Origin of the sequence: Micromonospora sp. WMMC264 (assembly GCF_027497275.1) — a bacterium.
Lineage (GTDB): Bacteria > Actinomycetota > Actinomycetes > Mycobacteriales > Micromonosporaceae > Micromonospora > Micromonospora chalcea.
The window spans coordinates 1,197,872-1,215,995 of the sequence record NZ_CP114907.1 but is presented as its reverse complement, the minus strand read 5'-3'; the positions used below and the strand labels follow the sequence as shown (position 1 = coordinate 1,215,995).

Here is an 18,124-nt window from a genome sequence, read left to right as displayed (position 1 = left end):
GACGGAGCGAAACATCACGGACATGTGACGGTGACGGCGCGCACACCGTCGGCAGCGCGACGACGGGGCGCGGCCGACACGCCGTCCCACGTCGTGAAACGGCGAGGCTACCGAGCGTCAGCGGTCGTGCATTAGCGTGGGGCTGGCTCCGTAGCCGGCGCGTCGCCGTCGACGTCGATACGCCTCCGGCCGTCCCCCACTGCCCGCCCGATCGGTTGGTTCTGTCGGGAAAGTGCCGTCCGCTCGTTCCCCGGTTGGGCAGGATTCGCCCCGAGGAGGTGCCGTCGTGCAGGACACCCGCGCTCTCGCCCTGACGTTCGAGGTGAGCGGCCTGCCCCCGGTCAAGACCGAGGCCCTGTCCATCTTCGCCGCCGGGCACCGGCAGGCGACGAGAGTCCGTACCCTGCTCCAGGCCGCCTGCACGGCGGCCCAGCGCACCGGGTGGACGCCGCTCACCGGCCCGGTGGAGGTGGACCTCACCCTGCGGTGCCCGCCCGGGCACCGCACCTCCGACGCCAGCACGCTGCTCGGCGGCGTGTGCGCGGTGCTCCAGGACAAGAAGCGGGTCGCCAACATCGGTCTCGCCCACCTCGGGGTGCTGGTCGACGTCGCGCTCTGGTCCGACGACCGGCAGATCCGCCGGCTGTCGTACGTCGAGGAGCCGGCGGAGGAGTTCTCGTACCTGGTCCGGGTGTCGGCCGTACCGACGATGGTTTGACCGACGTTCGCGGTGGGGTACCGCGGACGCCGACGAAGGGAGCGCCGATGTCGGAGCCACATGTCACGCTCGACCCGAGCGGGCTTGACCCTGTGCAGCAGAAGCTGCGTGGCCCGCTGGAGGATCAGCTGACCTCGGCCCTGCAGGCCGCCGCGGACCGGGTCCGCTCCGGCTACGCGGGCGAGCCGGTGGAGGACGTGTGCCGCCGCCTGCTCGACGAGACCCGCTCCGGCCTGCACCCGGACATCGCGGCCGGCTTCCAGCCCGACATGGACGAGTTCTGCCGGGTGGCGGTGGCGATCGTGCGGGGCGAGCTGACCTGAGCCCGGGCCGCACCCTGGAATTGAGTACGCGTACCGATGGCAGGCCCGCCCGGGGCGGCGAGAATTCTCCCCGTGCGAACTCGAATCATGATCGTTCTTGCCGTGCTCGGACTGGCCGGGCTGATGGCGACCACCGGCTGTTCCCTGCGGCAGAGCATCTGCGGCAGCGACGAGTACCCGGTGATCGCGGTCGGCCCGCAGGGCGGCAGTTCCTGCGTGCCGGACGGGGAAGAGCCGTCCCCGCCGTATGTGCGCTACCCGGAGGGCAAGGTGCCGCAGCACGTCGACGACGAGTGGGACGTCTACTGGCGCACCCACGGCATCGACGAGAACAACAACATCATCGACCGCTGACGCCGACGTCAGCTGCGCCGCACGTCCACGGCCACGACGTGCGTACCGTCCGGGCGGGTGGACTCCCCCAGCCGCACCGGCAGGCGGCCGCCGTCCGGCGGCAGCAGGCCGAGCCCGAAACTGAGGTGCCCCTCGAAGTCGCCGGCCACCGCCCATCCACGCAGCGTCGGGAAGCGGATCGCCGCCGGCGGCAGGTCCGCCGTTCCGCCGCCGCGCGCGTCGTGCGCCTGGGCCGGCTCGAACCGCACCGACAGGTACGCGGTACCGGGCAGCGCGACCGGCGCGCCCCGGCCCTCGGTCACCACCCGCGGCACGTAGGCGACCTGATAGGACGGGGTGGGCCCGCGGAACGCGAAGGTGATCCGGCTGAAGCCCTCCGCCGGGTGGTCACCGACGTCCACCGCCACCAGGACCGGCAGCGGCTCCCCCGGTGGTGGGGTGACCGGCACCCGGACCCGGTGGGCGACCCGGGCCGGCTGGCCGGGCACGGCCCAGTCCCAGGTGACACGCCACGAGCCGCCCGTCGAGGCCGCTTCGGTCGGCACGGGCGGGGTGGGCGTGGCCTCCGTCGCGGTCGCCGCGGGGGCCGCCGCGGCCGTCGGGGTGGGCGCCGTGGACGCGCCGTCGTGGCCGGTCGCCGTGCAGGCCGCCGCGAGCAGCACGACCAGGCCGGCGAGCAGCGGTACGCGCTGAGGAGTCATGACTCAGTGTCGCTCCGTGACCGGCCCGCGCACCAGAGGCGTCCCACCCGATTCCGGCGCCTGTTTCCGGGGCCGGACGGGTCAGGACCGGGTCCGCAACTCCCCGGCCCTGACCCCGGCCGTCCGGTTGGGTAGCGGTCTGCGCCGCGGGAACACGGCAGGCGTGGCACGACGCCGTTCGCCGGGCTCCGCGCGGCGAGCCGGTATGCCCGCACTCAGCTCCACGGTGCTCTTACCACCGGACTCCGGTGCGCCCCCGTCTCACCCCGACGAGGCGTGGACGCCGGCTCAGGTTAGGCGCGTACGCGCAGGCCGGACAAGCGATGACCGGTGGCCGCGCCTGTGATTGATGTCTATGCGGAATTGCGGCATGTCGGCGTAACGGGGTCAGCCGGTTTCGCGCTGTTCGACTTCGAGACGCGGACTGCGCCCGGCCTGCCCCGGCGGGACGCTCCGGGCCGCGGCGGCCCCGGCGACGAGCGCCAGCGCGGCCACGTGCAGCGCCCGTACGCCGGCCGGGGCGGCGACGTCCGCCGCCGGCAGCGCGGGCAGCAGCAGCGCGCCGAGCCCGGTGACCGCCAGCGCCACCCGCCAGAACACGGCCGGGTTCGCCGCCGGCAGCGGCGGCGCGACGCCCCGGGCCGGCTGTCCCCGGCGGGCCTCCCCCACGGCCAGGACGACCACCAGCAGCCCGCCGCCGAGCCCGGCCGTCACGTCCACGAACTGGTACCAGTACACGCCGGTCAGGGCGTGGAAGTCGGTGACGCCGAACAGCCGGGGCAGGCGCTCGCTGTGGCTGACCCGGTCCCACGCGACGTGACTGAACGCGCCGATGAGCGCCGAGCAGACCGACACCTGCCAGGGATGCCGCACCGCGGCCAGCGTCGCGTACCAGGGCCAGCCGAAGAACCGCCGTCCCGGCAGGTGCGCGACGACGCCGGCGACCACGCGGCGCGCCACCCAGGCGTACGCGAGCGCGACCGGCAGCCCCCACCAGAGCAGCCCGCCGAGCGTGTGTGTACGCATGCCGAGCGCCAGCGGCGTGCCGGTGAACAGGTACGCGGCGTCCGGCGCCACCGCACCGGCGCACAGCGCCACCCCGTCGAACCAGCGGGGCCGCCACAGCTTCAGCGGCAGCACCGGCGCCAGGTGCGACGGGAAGGTGAGTGGCACCTCCCGGACGTTACCGGCCGCCTAGAAGTGCTGGACCAGGTCGGGAAACGCCGCCAGCCGGATCACCTGGGAGTCGGACGGGTCCAGCTCGTCGTGCTCCAGGATCCAGGTGTTCTCGTTCGGGATGAAGACCGCGTTCATCCCGGCGGCCCGGGCGGGCAGGATGTCCGAGCGCGGGGAGTTGCCGATCATCCAGGCGGCGGCCGGGTCGAAGGCGTGCTCGCGGGCCAGCCAGCGGTACGTGTCGGCGTCCTTCTCCGGCACGATGTGCGCGGCGCGGAAGTGGTGCAGCAGCCCGCAGGCGTCCAGCTTGCGCTGCTGCTCCTCGCGCTCGCCCTTGGTGAGCAGCAGCAGCTCGTGCCGGCCGGCCAGGTCGTCGAGCGTCTCGGCCACCCCCGGCATCAGCTCGACCTGGTGCCCGATCAGAGCCGCCGCGAGCTGATCGATCTCGGCGCGTTCCCGGTCGGTGGCCGGACGCTCGCGCAGCTTCTCCAGGCACTCGCCGAGGCTGCGCAGGAAGACCTTGCTGCCGTAGCCGTGCGCGACGGCGTTGGCCCGCTCGATGTCGTCGAGCACCGCGCGGATGCGGGCCCGGTCCAGCGTGGGATGGTCGAGCCAGGTGAGGAAGTCGTCGATCACCCGCTCGAACAGGACGTTGTTCTCCCAGAGCGTGTCGTCGGCGTCGAAGACCAGCACGGCGGCATCCCGGCGCGGCGGCATGGGGCTCCCTCCCTCACGGACCTCGCACACCGTACTGCCCGGTCGCCGGACGGACCACGCGGATTATCCGGTCGGCGGGCGGTTACCGGCGGCTACCCGACTGCGCGATCCCTGGTCGGGCGACATGCTTCGGCCATGACGATCTCACCCGATCATCCACCCGGGCGCAGACGGGGCGCGGCCGTCGCCGTGGCCGCGGCGCTCGCCGTCGCGGGCGCGGCGCTGCCGGGATCCCCGGCGCTCGCCGTCAACGCCGCACACACCACAGTCGTCGGCACGAACCCGGTCGACTGGACGCCGCACGCGCTGGACGGCACCGTGCACCGCATCCTCCAGATCGGCAACCGCGTGTACGTCGCCGGCACGTTCACCAAGGTGCGCAACGCCGGGCAGTCGGCCCAGCTGGCGATGCCCCGCCTGGTGGCGCTCGACGCGACCACCGGCCGGATCGACACCGCGTTCCGGCCGCAGGTGAACGGCGCGGTGAAGGCTCTCGCCGCCGCGCCGGACGGCCGCTCGCTCTACATCGGCGGCGCGTTCACCACTGTCAACGGCACCGCGGCGTCCCGGCTGGCCCGGATCGACGCGGCCACCGGCGCGCGGGTCGCCGGTTTCACCACGCCGGCGCTGAACAACCAGGTCAACGACATGCGCCTGGTCGGCAACCGGCTGATCGTCGGCGGCGCGTTCCAGACCGTCGGCGGGGTGACCCGGCGCGCCCTGGCGGCGGTGAACGCCACCACCGGAGCCGCCGATCCGTCGGTCAACCTGAACCTGGCCGGTCCGCGCACGACCACCTCCGGCGCCACCGCGCCGGTGAAGATCGAGGCGCTGGACGTCTCCGCCGACGGCCGGCGGCTGGTGTTCGTCGGCGGCTTCAGCAGCGTCGCGGGCGTGGCGCGGCACCAGATCGCCGTCGCCGACCTGAGCGCGTCGGGCGCCACGCTCTCCGGCTGGGCCACCGACCGCTACCAGCCGCAGTGCGCGCGGACGATGCCGGTCTACATGCGCGGCGTCGACATCTCGCCGGACGGCACCTGGTTCGCGGTGGTCACCACCGGCGGCCCGTTCCCGGCCACGCTCTGCGACACCGCGGCGCGTTTCGAGTTCGGTGCGGCCACCGGCGGCAAGCAGCCCACCTGGGCCAACTACACCGGCGGCGACACGCTGCTGTCGGTGGCGGTGACCGGCGCTGCCGTCTACGTCGGGGGCCACCAGCGCTGGCTGGACAACCCGCAGGGCCGCAACTCGGCCGGTCCGGGCGCGGTGTCCCGGCCGGGCATCGGGGCGATCCACCCGGTCACCGGCAAGGCGCTGCCGTGGAACCCGACGAAGGACCGCGGGGTGGGCACCGGCGAGCTGTACGCCACCGACCGGGGCCTGTGGGTCGGCAGCGACACCGTGACGGTGGCCGGCGAGTACCACGCCCGGCTGGCGTTCCTGCCGCTGGCGTGACCGTGCGGGGCGCGGCGGGCTCTCCCGTCGCGCCCCGCACACACGGTCAGCGGCGCAGCGTGAGGATCAGGTCGGCGACCAGCGCGGTCCACCCGGTCTGGTGCCAGGCGCCCAGCCCGGCGCCGTTGTCGCCGTGGAAGTACTCCGGGAAGCAGATCAGATCGCGCCAGTCCGGGTGGGTCTGGAACAGCTGCGCGGCGCCGTAGATCGGCCGCCGTCCCCACCCGTCGCGGGTGAACAGCGAGATCAGCCGCGCGGACAGGTCGTCGGCGATCTCGTCGAGCGTCCGCTTGACCCCGGAGCGGGTCGGGTACTCGACCTGCAGGTCGTCGCCGAAGAACGCGGCGTAGTCGCGCAGCGCGCTGATCAGCAGGAAGTTCGTCGGCATCCAGATCGGGCCGCGCCAGTTGGAGTTGCCGCCGAACAGGCCGCTGGTCGACTCGGCCGGCTCGTAGCCGACGCTGAACTCCTGCCCGCCGAGCGTGACGGTGAACGGCTTGTCCAGGTGGGCTCGGGACAGCGTACGCAGCCCGTACTCGGAGAGGAACTCGTCGGTGTCGAGCATCCGGGCCAGCAGCCGCACCACCTGGTCCGGGGCGACCATCGACAGCAGCCGCTGCTGCCGGCCGTCTGGGCCGATCCGGCGGCCGCCGATCACCTCGGCGTACTCCGGGCGGTTGGTGAGGAACCAGCGCAGCCGCGCGCCCAGCTCGGGCAGGCGGCGCATGGTGCGGGCGGTGAGCCGGGTGACGGCTGCGAGCGGCAGCAGCCCGACCACCGAGCGGACCTTCAGCGGCACCTTCGTGCCGTCGGCCAGGCGCAGCACGTCGTAGAAGAACGCGTCCTCGGCGTCCCAGAGCCCCTGGTGGTACGCCGCCGCGGCGATGTACGCGAAGTGCTCGAAGAACTTGGTGGCGGTGTCGGTGTACGCGCGGTCGTGCTCGGCCAGCACGATCGCCATGTCGAGCAGGTTGAGCGCGTACATGGCCATCCAGCCGGTGCCGTCGGACTGCTCCAGCACCCCGGCGACCGGCAGCGCGGCCGAGCGGTCGAACGGGCCGACGTTGTCCAGCCCGAGGAAGCCGCCCTCGAAGACGTTGTTGCCGCCGGTGTCCTTGCGGTTGACCCACCAGGTGAAGTTGAGCAGCAGCTTGTGCATGACCCGGGCGAGGAACTCGTGGTCGCGGGAGCCGTCGATCTCGAAGACCTTCAGCGCCGCCCAGGCGTGCACCGGCGGGTTCACGTCCCCGAACGCCCACTCGTACGCCGGGATCTGCCCGTTGGGGTGCAGGTACCACTCGCGCAGCAGCAGGAGGACCTGTTCCTTGGCGAAGCCCGGGTCGACCCGGGCGATGGTGACGCAGTGGAAGGCCAGGTCCCATGCGGCGTACCAGGGATATTCCCACGGGTCCGGCATGGAGATCACGTCGAAGCTGTTCATGTGCCACCAGGCGCTGTTGCGCCCGTGCCGGCGGCCGGCGGGCGGCGTGGAGCCGGGGTCGCCGGTGAGCCAGCGCTCGACGTCGAAGTGGTAGAACTGCTTGCCCCACATCAGCCCGGCGATGGCCTGGCGGGCGACCAGCGCCTCGTCGGCGGTGGCGGCGGCCGGGATCACGCTGTCGAAGAACCGGTTCGCCTCGGCCCGGCGTGCCCAGAGCACGGCGTCGAACCCGTCACCGAGGTCGGCCGGGGCGGGCGGCGCGGCCGCCGGGGGCGGCGCGGTACGGGTCAGCCGCAGCCGGATCTGCCGCTGCTCGCCGGCCGGCACGTCGAGCACGTAGTGCAGCGCGCCCTTGGTGCCGGTGCGCTCCGGGTTGACGGTGGCGGCGCCGTTGACCACGTGGTCGTTGATGCCGTCCTTGGGGTACGCGGACCGCCCCGGCAGCCCCCACAGCCGCTCAGCGTTCGTGTCGTTGTCGCACAGCAGCGGCACCGGGTCGCCGTCGCCTTCCAGCAGCAGCTGCCCGAGCACCCAGTGCTCACCGACGAGCCGGGAACCCGTGCCGACCAGCTTCGGCACCCGGTCGGCGCCGGGCAGCCCCCACGCCCAGGTGTTGCGGAACCAGAGCGTGGGCAGCACGTGCAGCGTCTCGTCGGTGTCGGCCCGGTTCGCCACGGTGATCACCACGCACATGTCGGTCGGGGACGCCTTGGCGTAGTCGACGGTGACCGCCCAGTACCTGTCGTCGTCGAAGATGCCGGTGTCGACCAGCTCGTACTCGGTGTCGTCCCGGCCGCGCAGCGCGTTCACCGCGACCAGCTCGTCGTACGGGAAGGCGGCCTGCGGGTAGTGGTAGCGCCAGCGCATGAAGGAGTGCGTGGGCGTGCTGTCGAGGTACCACCAGTAGTCCTTGGCGTCCTCGCCGTGGTTGCCGCCGTCGCCGCCGAGGCCGAACATCCGCTCCTTGAGGATCGGGTCGCGCCCGTTCCACAGCGCCAGGGCGAAGCAGAACGTCTGCCGGTCGTCGCAGACGCCCGCCATGCCGTCCTCGTTCCACCGGTAGGCTCGGGACCGCGCGTGATCGTGGGGGAAGTAGTCCCAGGCCGTGCCGTGCTCGCTGTAGTCCTCACGTACCGTGCCCCACGCCCGCTCGGACAGATAGGGGCCCCATGCGCGCCAGTCCTGCTCCCCGGCGTCGGCCTGGGCGAGCCGGTGCCGCTCGGGGTCGGGGGACGCGGAGGTCGACCGGTCGGTGATCACTGGCACATCTTCGACGCCGCCGGGGTACTTCTCCACAGCGGCCATTGTCGCCGTGGCATGTCACACCTCGCTGCCGGTGGAGGAAAGTTGATCGACATCCGTTTCGGGCCGCGCGTCTGCGGTGAGCTGTCCGCCGCCGCCACGCGGGAATGGCTGGTCACCGACGGCCTCGGCGGATACGCCATGGGCACCATCGCCGGGCTGCGTACCCGCCGGTATCACGGGCTGCTCGTGGTGGCCGGCGACACGCCCGCGTCCCGAAAGGTGGGACTGGCGAGCCTCGACCCGGCGGTGACGCTGCCGTCGGGGCGGCAGGTCCGCCTCGGCGCGCACGAGTGGTCCTCCGGCGTGGTCGACCCGCGCGGCTTCGAGCTGCTGGAGCGCTTCGACCTCACCGACGGGGTGCCGCGCTGGCGGTGGCGCGTCGGCGACGTGGTGATCGAACGGGAGATCGCCATGACGTACGGCCGCTCGTGCGTCGCCGTCGTACACCGGTTGATCTCCGGCGGCCCGGTGCGGCTCGACCTCGCGGCGGCCTGCACGTGGCGCGACGCGCACGGCGAGCGGCGCGCAGACGGTCCGGCGCCCCGGCTGGAGGCGGCGGCCGGCGGCGCGGTGATCGACGGCGCGTACCGGCTCGCCGGGCCGGACTGGACCCCGGAGGGGCAGTGGTGGCACGGGGTACGCCACCGGACCGAGGCCGAGCGCGGCCTGCACCCGGACGAGGACCTCTGGTACGCGGGCCGGTTCACCGGCGCGCTGGACGAGCCCGGCGCGACGGTGTCGGTGCTGGCCTGGGCGGGCGACCTGGCCGAGGAGCCGCCCCCGGCGACAGCGGTGGTCGAGTCGACCCGGCGGCGCAACCGGGCCGTGACGGCGGCGGCGAAGCCCGGCGACGCGGTCGAGGCGACGCTCGCGCTCGCCGCCGACGCGTTCGTGGTACGCACCGCCACCGGCCCGGACGTGGTCGCCGGCTACCCGTGGTTCGGGGCCTGGTCGCGTGACACGATGATCTCCTACGAGGGCCTGTTCCTGTGCACGAACCGGGCCGACGAGGGCCGGGACCTGCTGCGGGCGTACGCGGCGACGCTGTCCGAGGGGATGCTGGCGAACACCGCCGACACCGGCCGGGTCGAGCACAACACCGTCGACGGCACGCTGTGGTTCCTGCACGCGGTCAGCCGGCACGTCACCGTCACCGGCGACACCGACCTCGGCGACGAGCTGCTGCCCGCGCTGCACGGTGTGGTCGAGGCGCACGTGGCGGGCACCCGGTACGGCATCGGCGTCGACCCGGCCGACGGGCTGCTGACCCAGGGCGGCCCGCCGGACGTCGCGCTCACCTGGATGGACGCCCGGGTGTACGGGGTGCCGGTGACCCCGCGTACCGGCAAGCCGGTCGAGGTGAACGCGCTGTGGATCAACGGGCTGGCCGGGCTCGTCGAGCTGACCGAGCTGGCCGGACGCGACGCCTCGGCGCTGCACGCGCTGCACCGGCGGGCCGCCGCCGCGTTCCGGGAGCGGTTCCCCGCCCCGGCCGGCTGGCTGTACGACGTGGTGGACGCCCCGGCGCCGGCGTACCCGCTGGGCGGTGCCACGCACCACGACGACGACCTGCTGCGCCCCAACCAGCTGCTGGCCTGGTCGCTGCCGTACGCGCCGCTGGAGCCGGACGAGGCCACGCTGCGCCGGATCACCGAGGCGCTGTTCACCCCGCTCGGCCCGCGCAGCCTCGCCCCGGGCTCCCCCGGCTGGACCGGCCGGCACCGGGGCGGGCCGGCCGAGCGGGACTCCGCCTACCACCAGGGCACCGTCTGGCCGTGGCTGACCGGTCCGCTGCTGGACGCGTACCGCCGGGCCGGGCTGCCCACCGACGACCTGCTGGTGGGGCTGGAGGGCCACCTCGCCGAGGACGGCCTGGGCTCGGTGAGCGAGACCGCCGACGGCGACGCCCCGCACGCGGCCACCGGCTGCCCGTTCCAGGCGTGGTCGGTGGCCGAGCTGCTGCGCGCGCGGCGGACACGCCGGTAACGCGTTACAGACCGGCAACCGGCGCGTCGCCGCCGGTTATCGACCCCTCGGCAGGATGGGTGCCGACCCCACCGGACACCGCGGCGACGCCGCCGCCGGGGTGGGGACGCCACAACTCAAAGGGGGCCGCGTGTCAGCTGACGCCGAAGTGATCGACATCCAGCCCGCCCGGCGCCTGCGGGTGCTGCTGCTCTCCTGGGAGTACCCGCCGGTGCTCGTCGGTGGCCTCGGCCGCCACGTCCACGCGCTGTCCGTCGCGCTGGCCGCCGCCGGGCACGAGGTCACAGTCGTCACCCGCCACGCCGAGGGCGCCCCGCTGGAGGAGTACGCCGAGGGCGTGCGCGTCGTCCGCGCCGCCGAGGATCCGGTCCGGTTCCCGCTCGCCACCGGCTCGCTGCTGGCCTGGACCATGGCGTTCAACCACACGCTGACGCGGGCCGCGCTGCGCGCCGCCTCCGCCGGCGCCTACGACGTGATCCACGCCCACGACTGGCTCGTCGCGCACACCGCCGTCACGCTGGCCGAGCACCTGGACGTGCCGCTGGTGACCACCATCCACGCCACCGAGGCGGGCCGGCACCAGGGCTGGCTGCCGGAGGAGATGAACCGCACCATCCACGGCGTCGAGCACTGGCTGAGCAACGCCTCCGGGCGGGTGATCGCCTGCTCCGGGTACATGCGCGAGCAGGTGGCCCGGCTGTTCGGCGTACCGTCCGGGCGCATCGACGTGGTCGCCAACGGCGTCGACGACCGGGCCTGGCGGGCCCGGCCGCAGGCGGTCGCCTCCGCCCGGGCCCGCTTCGCCGCGGACGGGCCGCTGGTCGGGTACGCCGGCCGCCTGGTCTACGAGAAGGGCGTGCAGCACCTGGTGCACGCGGTGCCGCGCCTGGCCGACCGGCACCCCGGCCTGCGCGTGGTGATCGCCGGGGACGGGCCGTACAAGGACGAGCTCGTCGACCAGGCGCGGCGGCTGCGGCTGGGCGACACGGTCCGGTTCGCCGGCTTCATGGACTCCACCCAGCTGCCCGCGGTGCTCGCCGCCACCGACGCCACCGTGATCCCCAGCCTCTACGAGCCGTTCGGCATGATCGCGCTGGAGGCGGCGGCCGCCGGCGCGCCGCTGGCGGTGGCGCGTACCGGCGGGCTGGCCGAGATCGTCGAGCCGGGGGTGACCGGGGTGACGTTCCCGCACGGCGACCCGGACGCGCTGGCCGGCGCCGTGGACCGGCTGCTCGCCGACGAGGTGTTCGCCCGCCGGGTGGCGCGCCGGGCCCGGACCATGGTCACGCAGCGGTACGCCTGGTCCGCGATCGCCGCCCGCACCGCGGGCAGCTACGCCGCCGCGCGCCGCGACCACGACGGGTTCCAGGCCCGCCGGGCCACCGCCCTGCTGGCCCGGGACCGGTCCGCGATCACCATTCCGGAAGGGAATCTGCTCGCCGGTACGGCCAGTTAGGGCATGACGTCTCGCCGTGCGATAGGTACCGTCCGATCCGTTGGCTATTGTGGACCACTGACCAGCGGTGAGGAGTGCGGTGCGGGACGTAGTGATCGCCGGACGGTACCGCCTGCTCGACCTGGTCGGTCGCGGCGGGATGGGCCAGGTCTGGCGGGCGCGCGACGAGGAGCTGCATCGCGAGGTCGCGGTGAAGCAGGTCGTGCCGCCGAACTGGCTCGCCGAGAACGAGCGGGACGAGCTGCGCGCCCGTACGCTGCGCGAAGCGCGGACGTCCGCGCGGCTCAACCATCCCAACGTGGTCCGCGTCTACGACGTGGTCCGGGTCGAGGGCGACCCCTGGCTGGTCATGGAGTACGTCCCGTCCCGCTCCCTCCAGGAGCTCATCGAGACCGACGGGCCGCTGCCGCCCGGGCGGGCCGCCGAGATCGGGCTGGCGGTGCTCGCCGGGCTGCGCGCCGCGCACGACGCCGGGGTGCTGCACCGGGACGTGAAACCCGCGAACGTGCTGCTCGCCCGGGACGGCCGGGTGCTGCTCACCGACTTCGGGCTGGCCGTGTTCCAGGGCGGCGACGGCGCCATGACCCGCCCCGGCCTGGTCCTCGGCTCCCCCCAGTACGTGGCGCCGGAGCGGGCCGCCGAGGGCGTGTCCAGCGTCGAGGCGGACATGTGGTCGCTCGGCGCCACGCTGCACGCCGCCGTGGAGGGCCGCTCGCCGTACGCCCGCAGCACCGCCATGGCCACGCTCGCCGCGCTCGCCACCCGGCCGCCCGACCCGGCGCCGCACGCCGGCCCGCTGACGCCGGTGCTGGCCGGGCTGCTGCGGCGAGACCCGCGCGCCCGGCTCGGCCACCACGAGACCGCCCGCCTGCTCGGCGTGGCCGCGGTGTCGGACGCCGACGCGACGGCGGCCGGCGGGTCCGCGGGCCGGTCCGCCGTACCGTCCGATCGGCCGGCCGCCGGGCGCGAGGGCGACGCTCGGGGACGTCCCCCGGGCGCCGGTGACGAGCCGGCGGCTGCGGCGGCGGGCGTCGTGTACCCGGACCTGATGCCGCCGGCCGCCGCCGCCCGCGCCTGGAGCCGGGCGGCGAAGCGCAGCGAGTGGGCGCCGCCCGCCGAGGGTGACCGGGCGCCACCGCCGGGCGGTCCGTCCGACTCCGCCGACCTGCCGGAGCGCTCCGGCGAGTCCGGCCGGTCCGGCCCTTCCGGCACGGCCGCCCGCTCCGGCCGGCCCGCGCCGCGCGACGGCGCCGAGCGGTCCGGCCCCGTGGGCTCGGCGGACCGACCCGAGCCACCGCCGCGCCCCCGCCCGGAGCCGCCGCAGCGGGACCGGTCCGACGAACTGAAGCGGGCGGAGTCCCCCGCGACCACGCCGGCGGAGCCGCCCCGGGCGGCCCCGGACCGCTCGGGTCCGGTCAGCCTCGGCCCGACGGTCCTCACCAGCTTCGTCGACCCGGGGAGCCCGACCGGCCCCGAGTCCGCGCCCCGCGCCGACGCGCTGAGCCCGGTGCGCATCCCCGGCCCGGACGCGGCGCCGGTCGCCCGCCCGGCCCCGGTCGCCCACAGCGGCCCCGCCGACAGCGGTGCGCTGCGGGCCGGCCCGCCCCCGCCCACCGGCGTTCCGCGTCCCCCGGACCGGCCGCTCGACGCCGAGGACCAGAAGCGGCTGCGACGCTGGGGGCTCGCCGTGGGCGCGGTGCTGCTCGCCGTGGCGACCGGCGTCGGCACCGCGCTGGCGGTCACCGACGGCGCCGACGAGCATCCGGAGGCGCGCCGGTCCGGCGAGGCCGTCGCCCGGCCCTGGGATCATCAGCCCGGCCCGGGCGTGCCCCCTCCCCCGTTCCCCTGCGTCCGGCCGGACGTGACGGGCACGCCGGTCCGCAAGGGCCCACCTCCCGAGGACCCGGCGGTGAACGTGCCGGCCGGCTGGGTCTGGCCCGCCGACACCGGCGGCTTCCACATCGCCCTGCCCGCCGGGTGGCTGCAGCTGCGCTCCGGCGACACGACCTGCTTCCAGGACCCGGCCACCCGGCGCATCCTCGGCGTCGAGCCGTATCCGGGTGGGGATCCGGTGGGCCGGCTGCGCTCGTCCGAGCGGGATCTGACCTCCGCCGGTCGGCTGCCGCAGTACGAGAAGATCCGGCTGGCCGCCGACGGTCCGGGCGCGGAGTGGGAGTGCCGGTGGACCGCGCCGTACGGCGAGCGGATGCGTGCGTTGCGCGTACTGCCCGGTCAGCGGGCCGGGTGGACGCTCGGGCTGACCACGTCCGACGCCGACTGGGCGGACGCGTCGAAGCAGTTCGCGGTCATCCGGGCGAGCCTCGGCACGGTCCGGCCCACCCGTACCGCGGGCTGAGCCGCACCCCGTCCCATCACCGACAGTCGGCGTGGCGCCGGCTGCCCGGCCCGCCATAATTCCGGGTGGCAGCGGTACGCCGTCGCGCGTCCGCGGCACCCCTTCCCCAGTGGACCGTCCGGCTGATGCCCCGCTGTCGCACGGGCTGACTACAGTGGCGTAGTTTCGTGGATCAAGATCTTCGGGAAGGGCGAGCCGAGATGATGGGACCGTCCCACGCGCTCTCGGGCGCGGCGGTGTGGCTGACCGGCTCCTGGGCCATGGCCCAGTTCGCGGACTACCACCAGACACCGCTGGCGCTGGCGGTGGGCACTGCGGTCTGCGCGGGCGGTGCGCTCTTCCCCGACCTCGACCTGTCCGGGAAGGTCACCCGCAACCAGGGCGGCGCCACCGTGGCCCGCACGTTCGGCGTGGTCAGCCTCTTCGTCGCCGAGGTGGTGGAGAAGGTCTCACTCGGCGTCTACTACGCCACCAAGCTCAGCAAGGATCCGCGCCGCAACAACGGGCACCGCACGCTCACCCACACCATCCCGTTCACCGTGCTGGTCGGCTGGGGCACCACCGCGCTCTGCGCCCACTACGGCAAGTGGGCCGTCGTCGGAATCCTCTTCTTCATGATCGGCCTGGCGCTGCGCGGGCTGTTCGACAAGTGGGCCGAGCGCGCGGGCTGGGTGGTGGTCACGCTGGTGTCCGCCGCCGCGGCCTGGTTCACGTTCGCCAACCTGCCCGGCGACCGGGGCTATCCGATGATCGGCCTCGCCGTCGGCGTGGGCTGTTTCGTGCACATCCTCGGCGACATGATCACCCGGGCCGGGGTGCCGATCCTGTGGCCCATCCCGATCAAACGCCGGATGTGGACGATGATCGGCCTGCCCAACAAGATCGCTCTGCGTACCGGCAGCAAGGCCGAGACGGTGGTGCTGCGCACCGCGATGACGATCCTGTCCGTCCTGGCCGCGGTGGGGCTGGTCGCGCCCTCGGTGCTGCAGCGCTTCGACATCCAGGTGTAGGTCAGCCCGCCTCGGCGCGTACCGCGCGGGCGGTGGCCGCCCGGGCCCCGATCAGCCGGGCCGTCCAGCCCACGCCGCGACGGCGCCACGACCGTCCGATGAGAACGGTAATGCCCGGGGTGGCGGCGGGCAGAGGCCGCACCCGACATCACCCTGGGTAGGGAAGCAAGCGTCGTCGATCATCCGTGCGGACGATCGACGACACGCTAATGCGCATTAGCGCGGAGGTCCGCCTACTGTCGCGCGCCCGGTCGGCCCTTGTCAAGATTCCCGCCCGAACAACCGCAGGGCAGCGGCGGGCGCGGTTGCTAATCCGCATTACATCAGGGAGTTCATCGAACGGAAATCTTCCGGCCACCCCTTGACAGGACGCCGGGAGAGCAGAGAGGCTCCATCCCGACCCGATCGCTAATACGCATTAGCGGAAGTGGAAGGACCGACGTGACCCCTCCCCCCAGGCGTGTCACCCAGCGTGACATCGCACGCATGGCCGGCGTCAGCCAGGCGACCGTGTCGCTGGTGCTCAACAACCGCACCGACGCCGACGTCCGGATCGCGCCGGAGACACGGGACCGGGTCTTGCAGGTCATCGCCGAGACGGGATACGCCGCCGACCCGGCCGCCCGCCGCCTCGCCTCCGGGTTCAACCGGATCATCGGCGTCTTCACCTACGAGCCGGCCTTCCCCAGCGGCAGCCGGGACTTCTTCCACCCGTTCCTGCTCGGCATCGAGGAGTACGCCGAACGGGTCGGCTGCGACCTGCTGCTGTTCACCAGCGCCCCGGTGGTGGACGGCCGGCGGCGCATCTTCCACCAGGACAACCGGCTGCGGCTGGCCGACGGCTGCATCCTGCTCGGCCGGGAGATCGACGGCGCGGAGCTGCTCCGGCTCAACCGCGACGGGTTCCCCTACGTCGCCGTCGGACGCCGCGACGACGCCGGCGGCCCGGTGCCCTACGTCGGCGCCGACTACGCCAGCGCGGTCCACCGGCTGGCCGAGCGGGCGGTGGAGCTGGGACACCGGCGGCTGACGTACGTGGGCATGGGCACCTCGGCCGAGTCCTCGCACGACCGGCGCAGCGGTTTCCACGCCGGCGCGACCGGCGCGGACAGCGCCCGCCAGATCACCGCGACGGCGGAGACCGCCGACGCCACAGTGGACGACCTGCGGGCCGACGGCAGCACCGTCGCCTTCGTGGAGGACTTCGCCACCGCCGTGGCGCTGGAGACGGCCGCCCGCCGCAAGGGGCTCACGGTGCCCGGTGACCTGTCCGTCGTGACCCTCGGCGACCCGACCGTCCCGGTGCCCACGGACATCACGTTCACCGGGTTCCGCATCCCGCGCGAGGAGATGGGCCGCCAGGCCGTCGAGGTGCTGACCGGCGTCATCGACGGCAGCGCCGGCGGCCTCCAGCAACGGCTCCTGCCCTGCGAACTCGTCGAGGGCGACACCCTCGGCGTCCCTGGATCGGCGGCCGACCGGCGCTGACACGCCCGGCCGCGCAACTGGAAGGAAGCAAGTGGTACTTATGCGTGCGGACGTCCTCGTCGTCGGGGGCGGACTGGGCGGTGTCGCCGCGGCGCTGGCCGCGGCCCGTGCCGGCCGGTCCGTCATCCTGACCGAGGAGTTCGACTGGCTCGGCGGGCAGCTCACCAGCCAGGCGGTCCCGCCGGACGAGCACTCCTGGATCGAGCAGTTCGGCGCCACCGCGAGCTACCGGGAGTTGCGCGACGGCATCCGCGACTACTACCGCCGCCACTACCCGCTGACCGAGCGGTCCCGGGCGTGGACCGACCTGAACCCGGGCGCGGGCTGGGTGAGCCGGCTCTGCCACGAGCCCCGGGTGGCGGTCGCGGTCCTGGAGCAGATGCTCGCGCCGTACCGGGGGTCCGGGCGGCTGACGGTGCTGCAGCCGTACCGGCCGGTCGCGGCCGAGACCGACGGCGACCGGGTCACCGGCGTCACGCTCGCCCACCGGGACCGCGACGAGCGGATCGAGGTGGAGGCGCCGTACGTCCTGGACGCCACCGAGACCGGTGAGCTGCTGCCACTGACCGGCACCGAGTACGTGACCGGGTTCGAGTCGCAGGCGCAGACCGGTGAGCCGAGCGCGCCGGCGCAGGCGCAGCCGCTGAACATGCAGGCGGTGTCCGTCTGCTTCGCGCTGGACCACGTCGACGGCGACCACACCATCGACCGGCCCGCCGGGTACGACTTCTGGCGCGACTACAAGCCGGACTTCTGGGGTGACCGGCTGCTGTCCTGGCGGTCACCCCACCCGCGCACGCTGGAGATCGTCGAGCGCAGCTTCACGCCGAACCCGGACGACGACCCGCTGGGCGTCAACGCCGACCAGCGGCTCAACCCGGGCGACGGCAACCTGTGGACGTTCCGGCGCATCGCGGCGCGGCGCAACTTCGTCGACGGCGCGTACGGCAGCGACATCACGCTCGTCAACTGGCCGATGATCGACTACTTCGAGGGCCCGGTCATCGACGTGCCGAACGCGTCCTGGCACCTGTCCCAGGCGCGCGAGCTGTCGTACTCCGTCCTGTACTGGCTGCAGACCGAGGCGCCCCGTCCCGACGGCGGCACCGGCTACCCGGGGCTGCGGCTGCGCGGCGACGTGACCGGCAGCCCCGACGGGCTGGCGCAGGCGCCCTACATCCGGGAGTCGCGCCGCATCCGCGCCGAGTACACGGTGGTCGAGCAGGACCTCTCCCTGGCGGTACGCGGCGAGCACGGCGCGGTGAGCTACCCCGACTCGATCGGTGTCGGCATGTACCGCATCGACCTGCACCCGTCGACCGGCGGCGACAACTACATCGACGTCGGCTCCTGCCCGTTCGAGATCCCGCTCGGCGCGCTCATCCCGCAGCGGATGGAGAACCTGCTGCCGGCCGGCAAGAACATCGGTACCACGCACATCACCAACGGCAGCTACCGACTGCACCCGGTCGAGTGGAACGTCGGTGAGGTCGCCGGCCTGCTGGCCGACTTCTGCCTTGCGCGGGGCGAGTCCCCGCGCGCGGTCCGCGGCACCCCCCGCCTGCTGGCCGAATTCACGGACCGCATCTCGGCCGCCGGCGTGGAATGCCGCTGGCCGCAGATCGCGGGCTACTGAAC

Annotated in this window: 15 protein-coding genes; 10 read left to right on the top strand and 5 right to left on the bottom strand. The window is 74.0% G+C overall.

Going from position 1 to position 18,124, the window contains the following annotated elements; all coding sequences use genetic code 11:
* Positions 1-286: 286 nt before the first annotated feature.
* The 3 genes from O7542_RS05735 to O7542_RS05725 all read left to right on the top strand — a co-directional run bounded on the left by O7542_RS05735 (position 287) and on the right by O7542_RS05725 (position 1,395).
* The gene (locus tag O7542_RS05735; protein ID WP_043329796.1) at positions 287-718 is read left to right on the top strand and encodes a hypothetical protein; all 432 of its coding nucleotides are present in this window, start codon (positions 287-289) and stop codon (positions 716-718) included.
* A 47-nt stretch (positions 719-765) separates the two neighbouring features.
* On the top strand, positions 766-1,041 hold the full coding sequence (locus tag O7542_RS05730) for a hypothetical protein (RefSeq protein ID WP_030500352.1): 276 nt from the start codon (positions 766-768) through the stop codon (positions 1,039-1,041).
* A 72-nt stretch (positions 1,042-1,113) separates the two neighbouring features.
* A complete protein-coding gene (locus O7542_RS05725) occupies positions 1,114-1,395 on the top strand; it encodes a hypothetical protein (protein WP_223201390.1) in 282 nt (93 codons plus the stop codon).
* Positions 1,396-1,403: 8 nt separating this feature from the next.
* Here O7542_RS05725 and O7542_RS05720 read toward each other — a convergent pair whose 3' ends face one another.
* From O7542_RS05720 to O7542_RS05710, 3 genes are all read right to left on the bottom strand, one after another.
* Positions 1,404-2,096 (bottom strand): hypothetical protein, encoded by a 693-nt coding sequence (locus tag O7542_RS05720; protein ID WP_113972430.1) that lies wholly within the window; start codon positions 2,094-2,096, stop codon positions 1,404-1,406.
* A gap of 387 nt (positions 2,097-2,483) precedes the next feature.
* A complete protein-coding gene (locus O7542_RS05715) occupies positions 2,484-3,269 on the bottom strand; it encodes a DUF4184 family protein (RefSeq protein WP_166457320.1) in 786 nt (261 codons plus the stop codon).
* Between the two features lie 21 nt (positions 3,270-3,290).
* Complete coding sequence (locus tag O7542_RS05710; protein WP_064445386.1) at positions 3,291-3,989, bottom strand: HAD family hydrolase; 699 nt, start codon at positions 3,987-3,989, stop codon at positions 3,291-3,293.
* A gap of 135 nt (positions 3,990-4,124) precedes the next feature.
* Here O7542_RS05710 and O7542_RS05705 point away from each other — a divergent pair, with 135 nt between their 5' ends.
* Entirely contained in the window at positions 4,125-5,444 is a 1,320-nt protein-coding gene (locus tag O7542_RS05705; RefSeq protein WP_247677735.1) for a hypothetical protein, read from the top strand.
* A gap of 46 nt (positions 5,445-5,490) precedes the next feature.
* On the opposite strand, the gene O7542_RS05700 is transcribed toward O7542_RS05705, so the two are convergent.
* A complete protein-coding gene (locus tag O7542_RS05700) occupies positions 5,491-8,190 on the bottom strand; it encodes a glucosidase (protein WP_043329786.1) in 2,700 nt (899 codons plus the stop codon).
* Positions 8,191-8,232: 42 nt separating this feature from the next.
* Here O7542_RS05700 and O7542_RS05695 point away from each other — a divergent pair, with 42 nt between their 5' ends.
* From O7542_RS05695 to O7542_RS05680, 4 genes are all read left to right on the top strand, one after another.
* Positions 8,233-10,176 (top strand): amylo-alpha-1,6-glucosidase, encoded by a 1,944-nt coding sequence (locus tag O7542_RS05695; protein ID WP_281605796.1) that lies wholly within the window; start codon positions 8,233-8,235, stop codon positions 10,174-10,176.
* 130 nt (positions 10,177-10,306) lie between these two features.
* Positions 10,307-11,632 carry a glycosyltransferase family 4 protein gene (locus O7542_RS05690; RefSeq protein WP_210869021.1) on the top strand — a complete coding sequence of 442 codons (1,326 nt, stop codon included), beginning with the start codon at positions 10,307-10,309 and terminating at the stop codon, positions 11,630-11,632.
* A 79-nt stretch (positions 11,633-11,711) separates the two neighbouring features.
* Positions 11,712-13,988 carry a serine/threonine protein kinase gene (locus O7542_RS05685; RefSeq protein ID WP_281605795.1) on the top strand — a complete coding sequence of 759 codons (2,277 nt, stop codon included), beginning with the start codon at positions 11,712-11,714 and terminating at the stop codon, positions 13,986-13,988.
* A gap of 200 nt (positions 13,989-14,188) precedes the next feature.
* The gene (locus O7542_RS05680) at positions 14,189-14,998 is read left to right on the top strand and encodes a metal-dependent hydrolase (RefSeq protein ID WP_064445381.1); all 810 of its coding nucleotides are present in this window, start codon (positions 14,189-14,191) and stop codon (positions 14,996-14,998) included.
* A 1-nt stretch (position 14,999) separates the two neighbouring features.
* Here the strand turns inward: O7542_RS05680 and O7542_RS05675 are convergent, their stop codons facing one another.
* Positions 15,000-15,140: a hypothetical protein gene (locus O7542_RS05675; protein WP_281605794.1), complete on the bottom strand. Its 141-nt coding sequence runs from the start codon at positions 15,138-15,140 to the stop codon at positions 15,000-15,002.
* Between the two features lie 299 nt (positions 15,141-15,439).
* Here O7542_RS05675 and O7542_RS05670 point away from each other — a divergent pair, with 299 nt between their 5' ends.
* Both O7542_RS05670 and O7542_RS05665 read left to right on the top strand, forming a co-directional pair.
* Complete coding sequence (locus O7542_RS05670; RefSeq protein WP_135241080.1) at positions 15,440-16,486, top strand: LacI family DNA-binding transcriptional regulator; 1,047 nt, start codon at positions 15,440-15,442, stop codon at positions 16,484-16,486.
* Between the two features lie 40 nt (positions 16,487-16,526).
* The gene (locus O7542_RS05665; protein WP_043329781.1) at positions 16,527-18,122 is read left to right on the top strand and encodes an FAD-dependent oxidoreductase; all 1,596 of its coding nucleotides are present in this window, start codon (positions 16,527-16,529) and stop codon (positions 18,120-18,122) included.
* The last annotated feature ends 2 nt before the right edge of the window (positions 18,123-18,124 follow it).

Coding starts and splice junctions, on each gene's coding strand:
- O7542_RS05700 (WP_043329786.1), bottom strand. CDS start 8,190: ATGGCCGCTGTGGAGAAGTACCCCGGCGGCGTCGAAGATGTGCCAGTG.
- O7542_RS05730 (WP_030500352.1), top strand. CDS start 766: ATGTCGGAGCCACATGTCACGCTCGACCCGAGCGGGCTTGACCCTGTG.
- O7542_RS05680 (WP_064445381.1), top strand. CDS start 14,189: ATGATGGGACCGTCCCACGCGCTCTCGGGCGCGGCGGTGTGGCTGACC.
- O7542_RS05705 (WP_247677735.1), top strand. CDS start 4,125: ATGACGATCTCACCCGATCATCCACCCGGGCGCAGACGGGGCGCGGCC.
- O7542_RS05710 (WP_064445386.1), bottom strand. CDS start 3,989: ATGCCGCCGCGCCGGGATGCCGCCGTGCTGGTCTTCGACGCCGACGAC.
- O7542_RS05665 (WP_043329781.1), top strand. CDS start 16,527: ATGCGTGCGGACGTCCTCGTCGTCGGGGGCGGACTGGGCGGTGTCGCC.
- O7542_RS05720 (WP_113972430.1), bottom strand. CDS start 2,096: ATGACTCCTCAGCGCGTACCGCTGCTCGCCGGCCTGGTCGTGCTGCTC.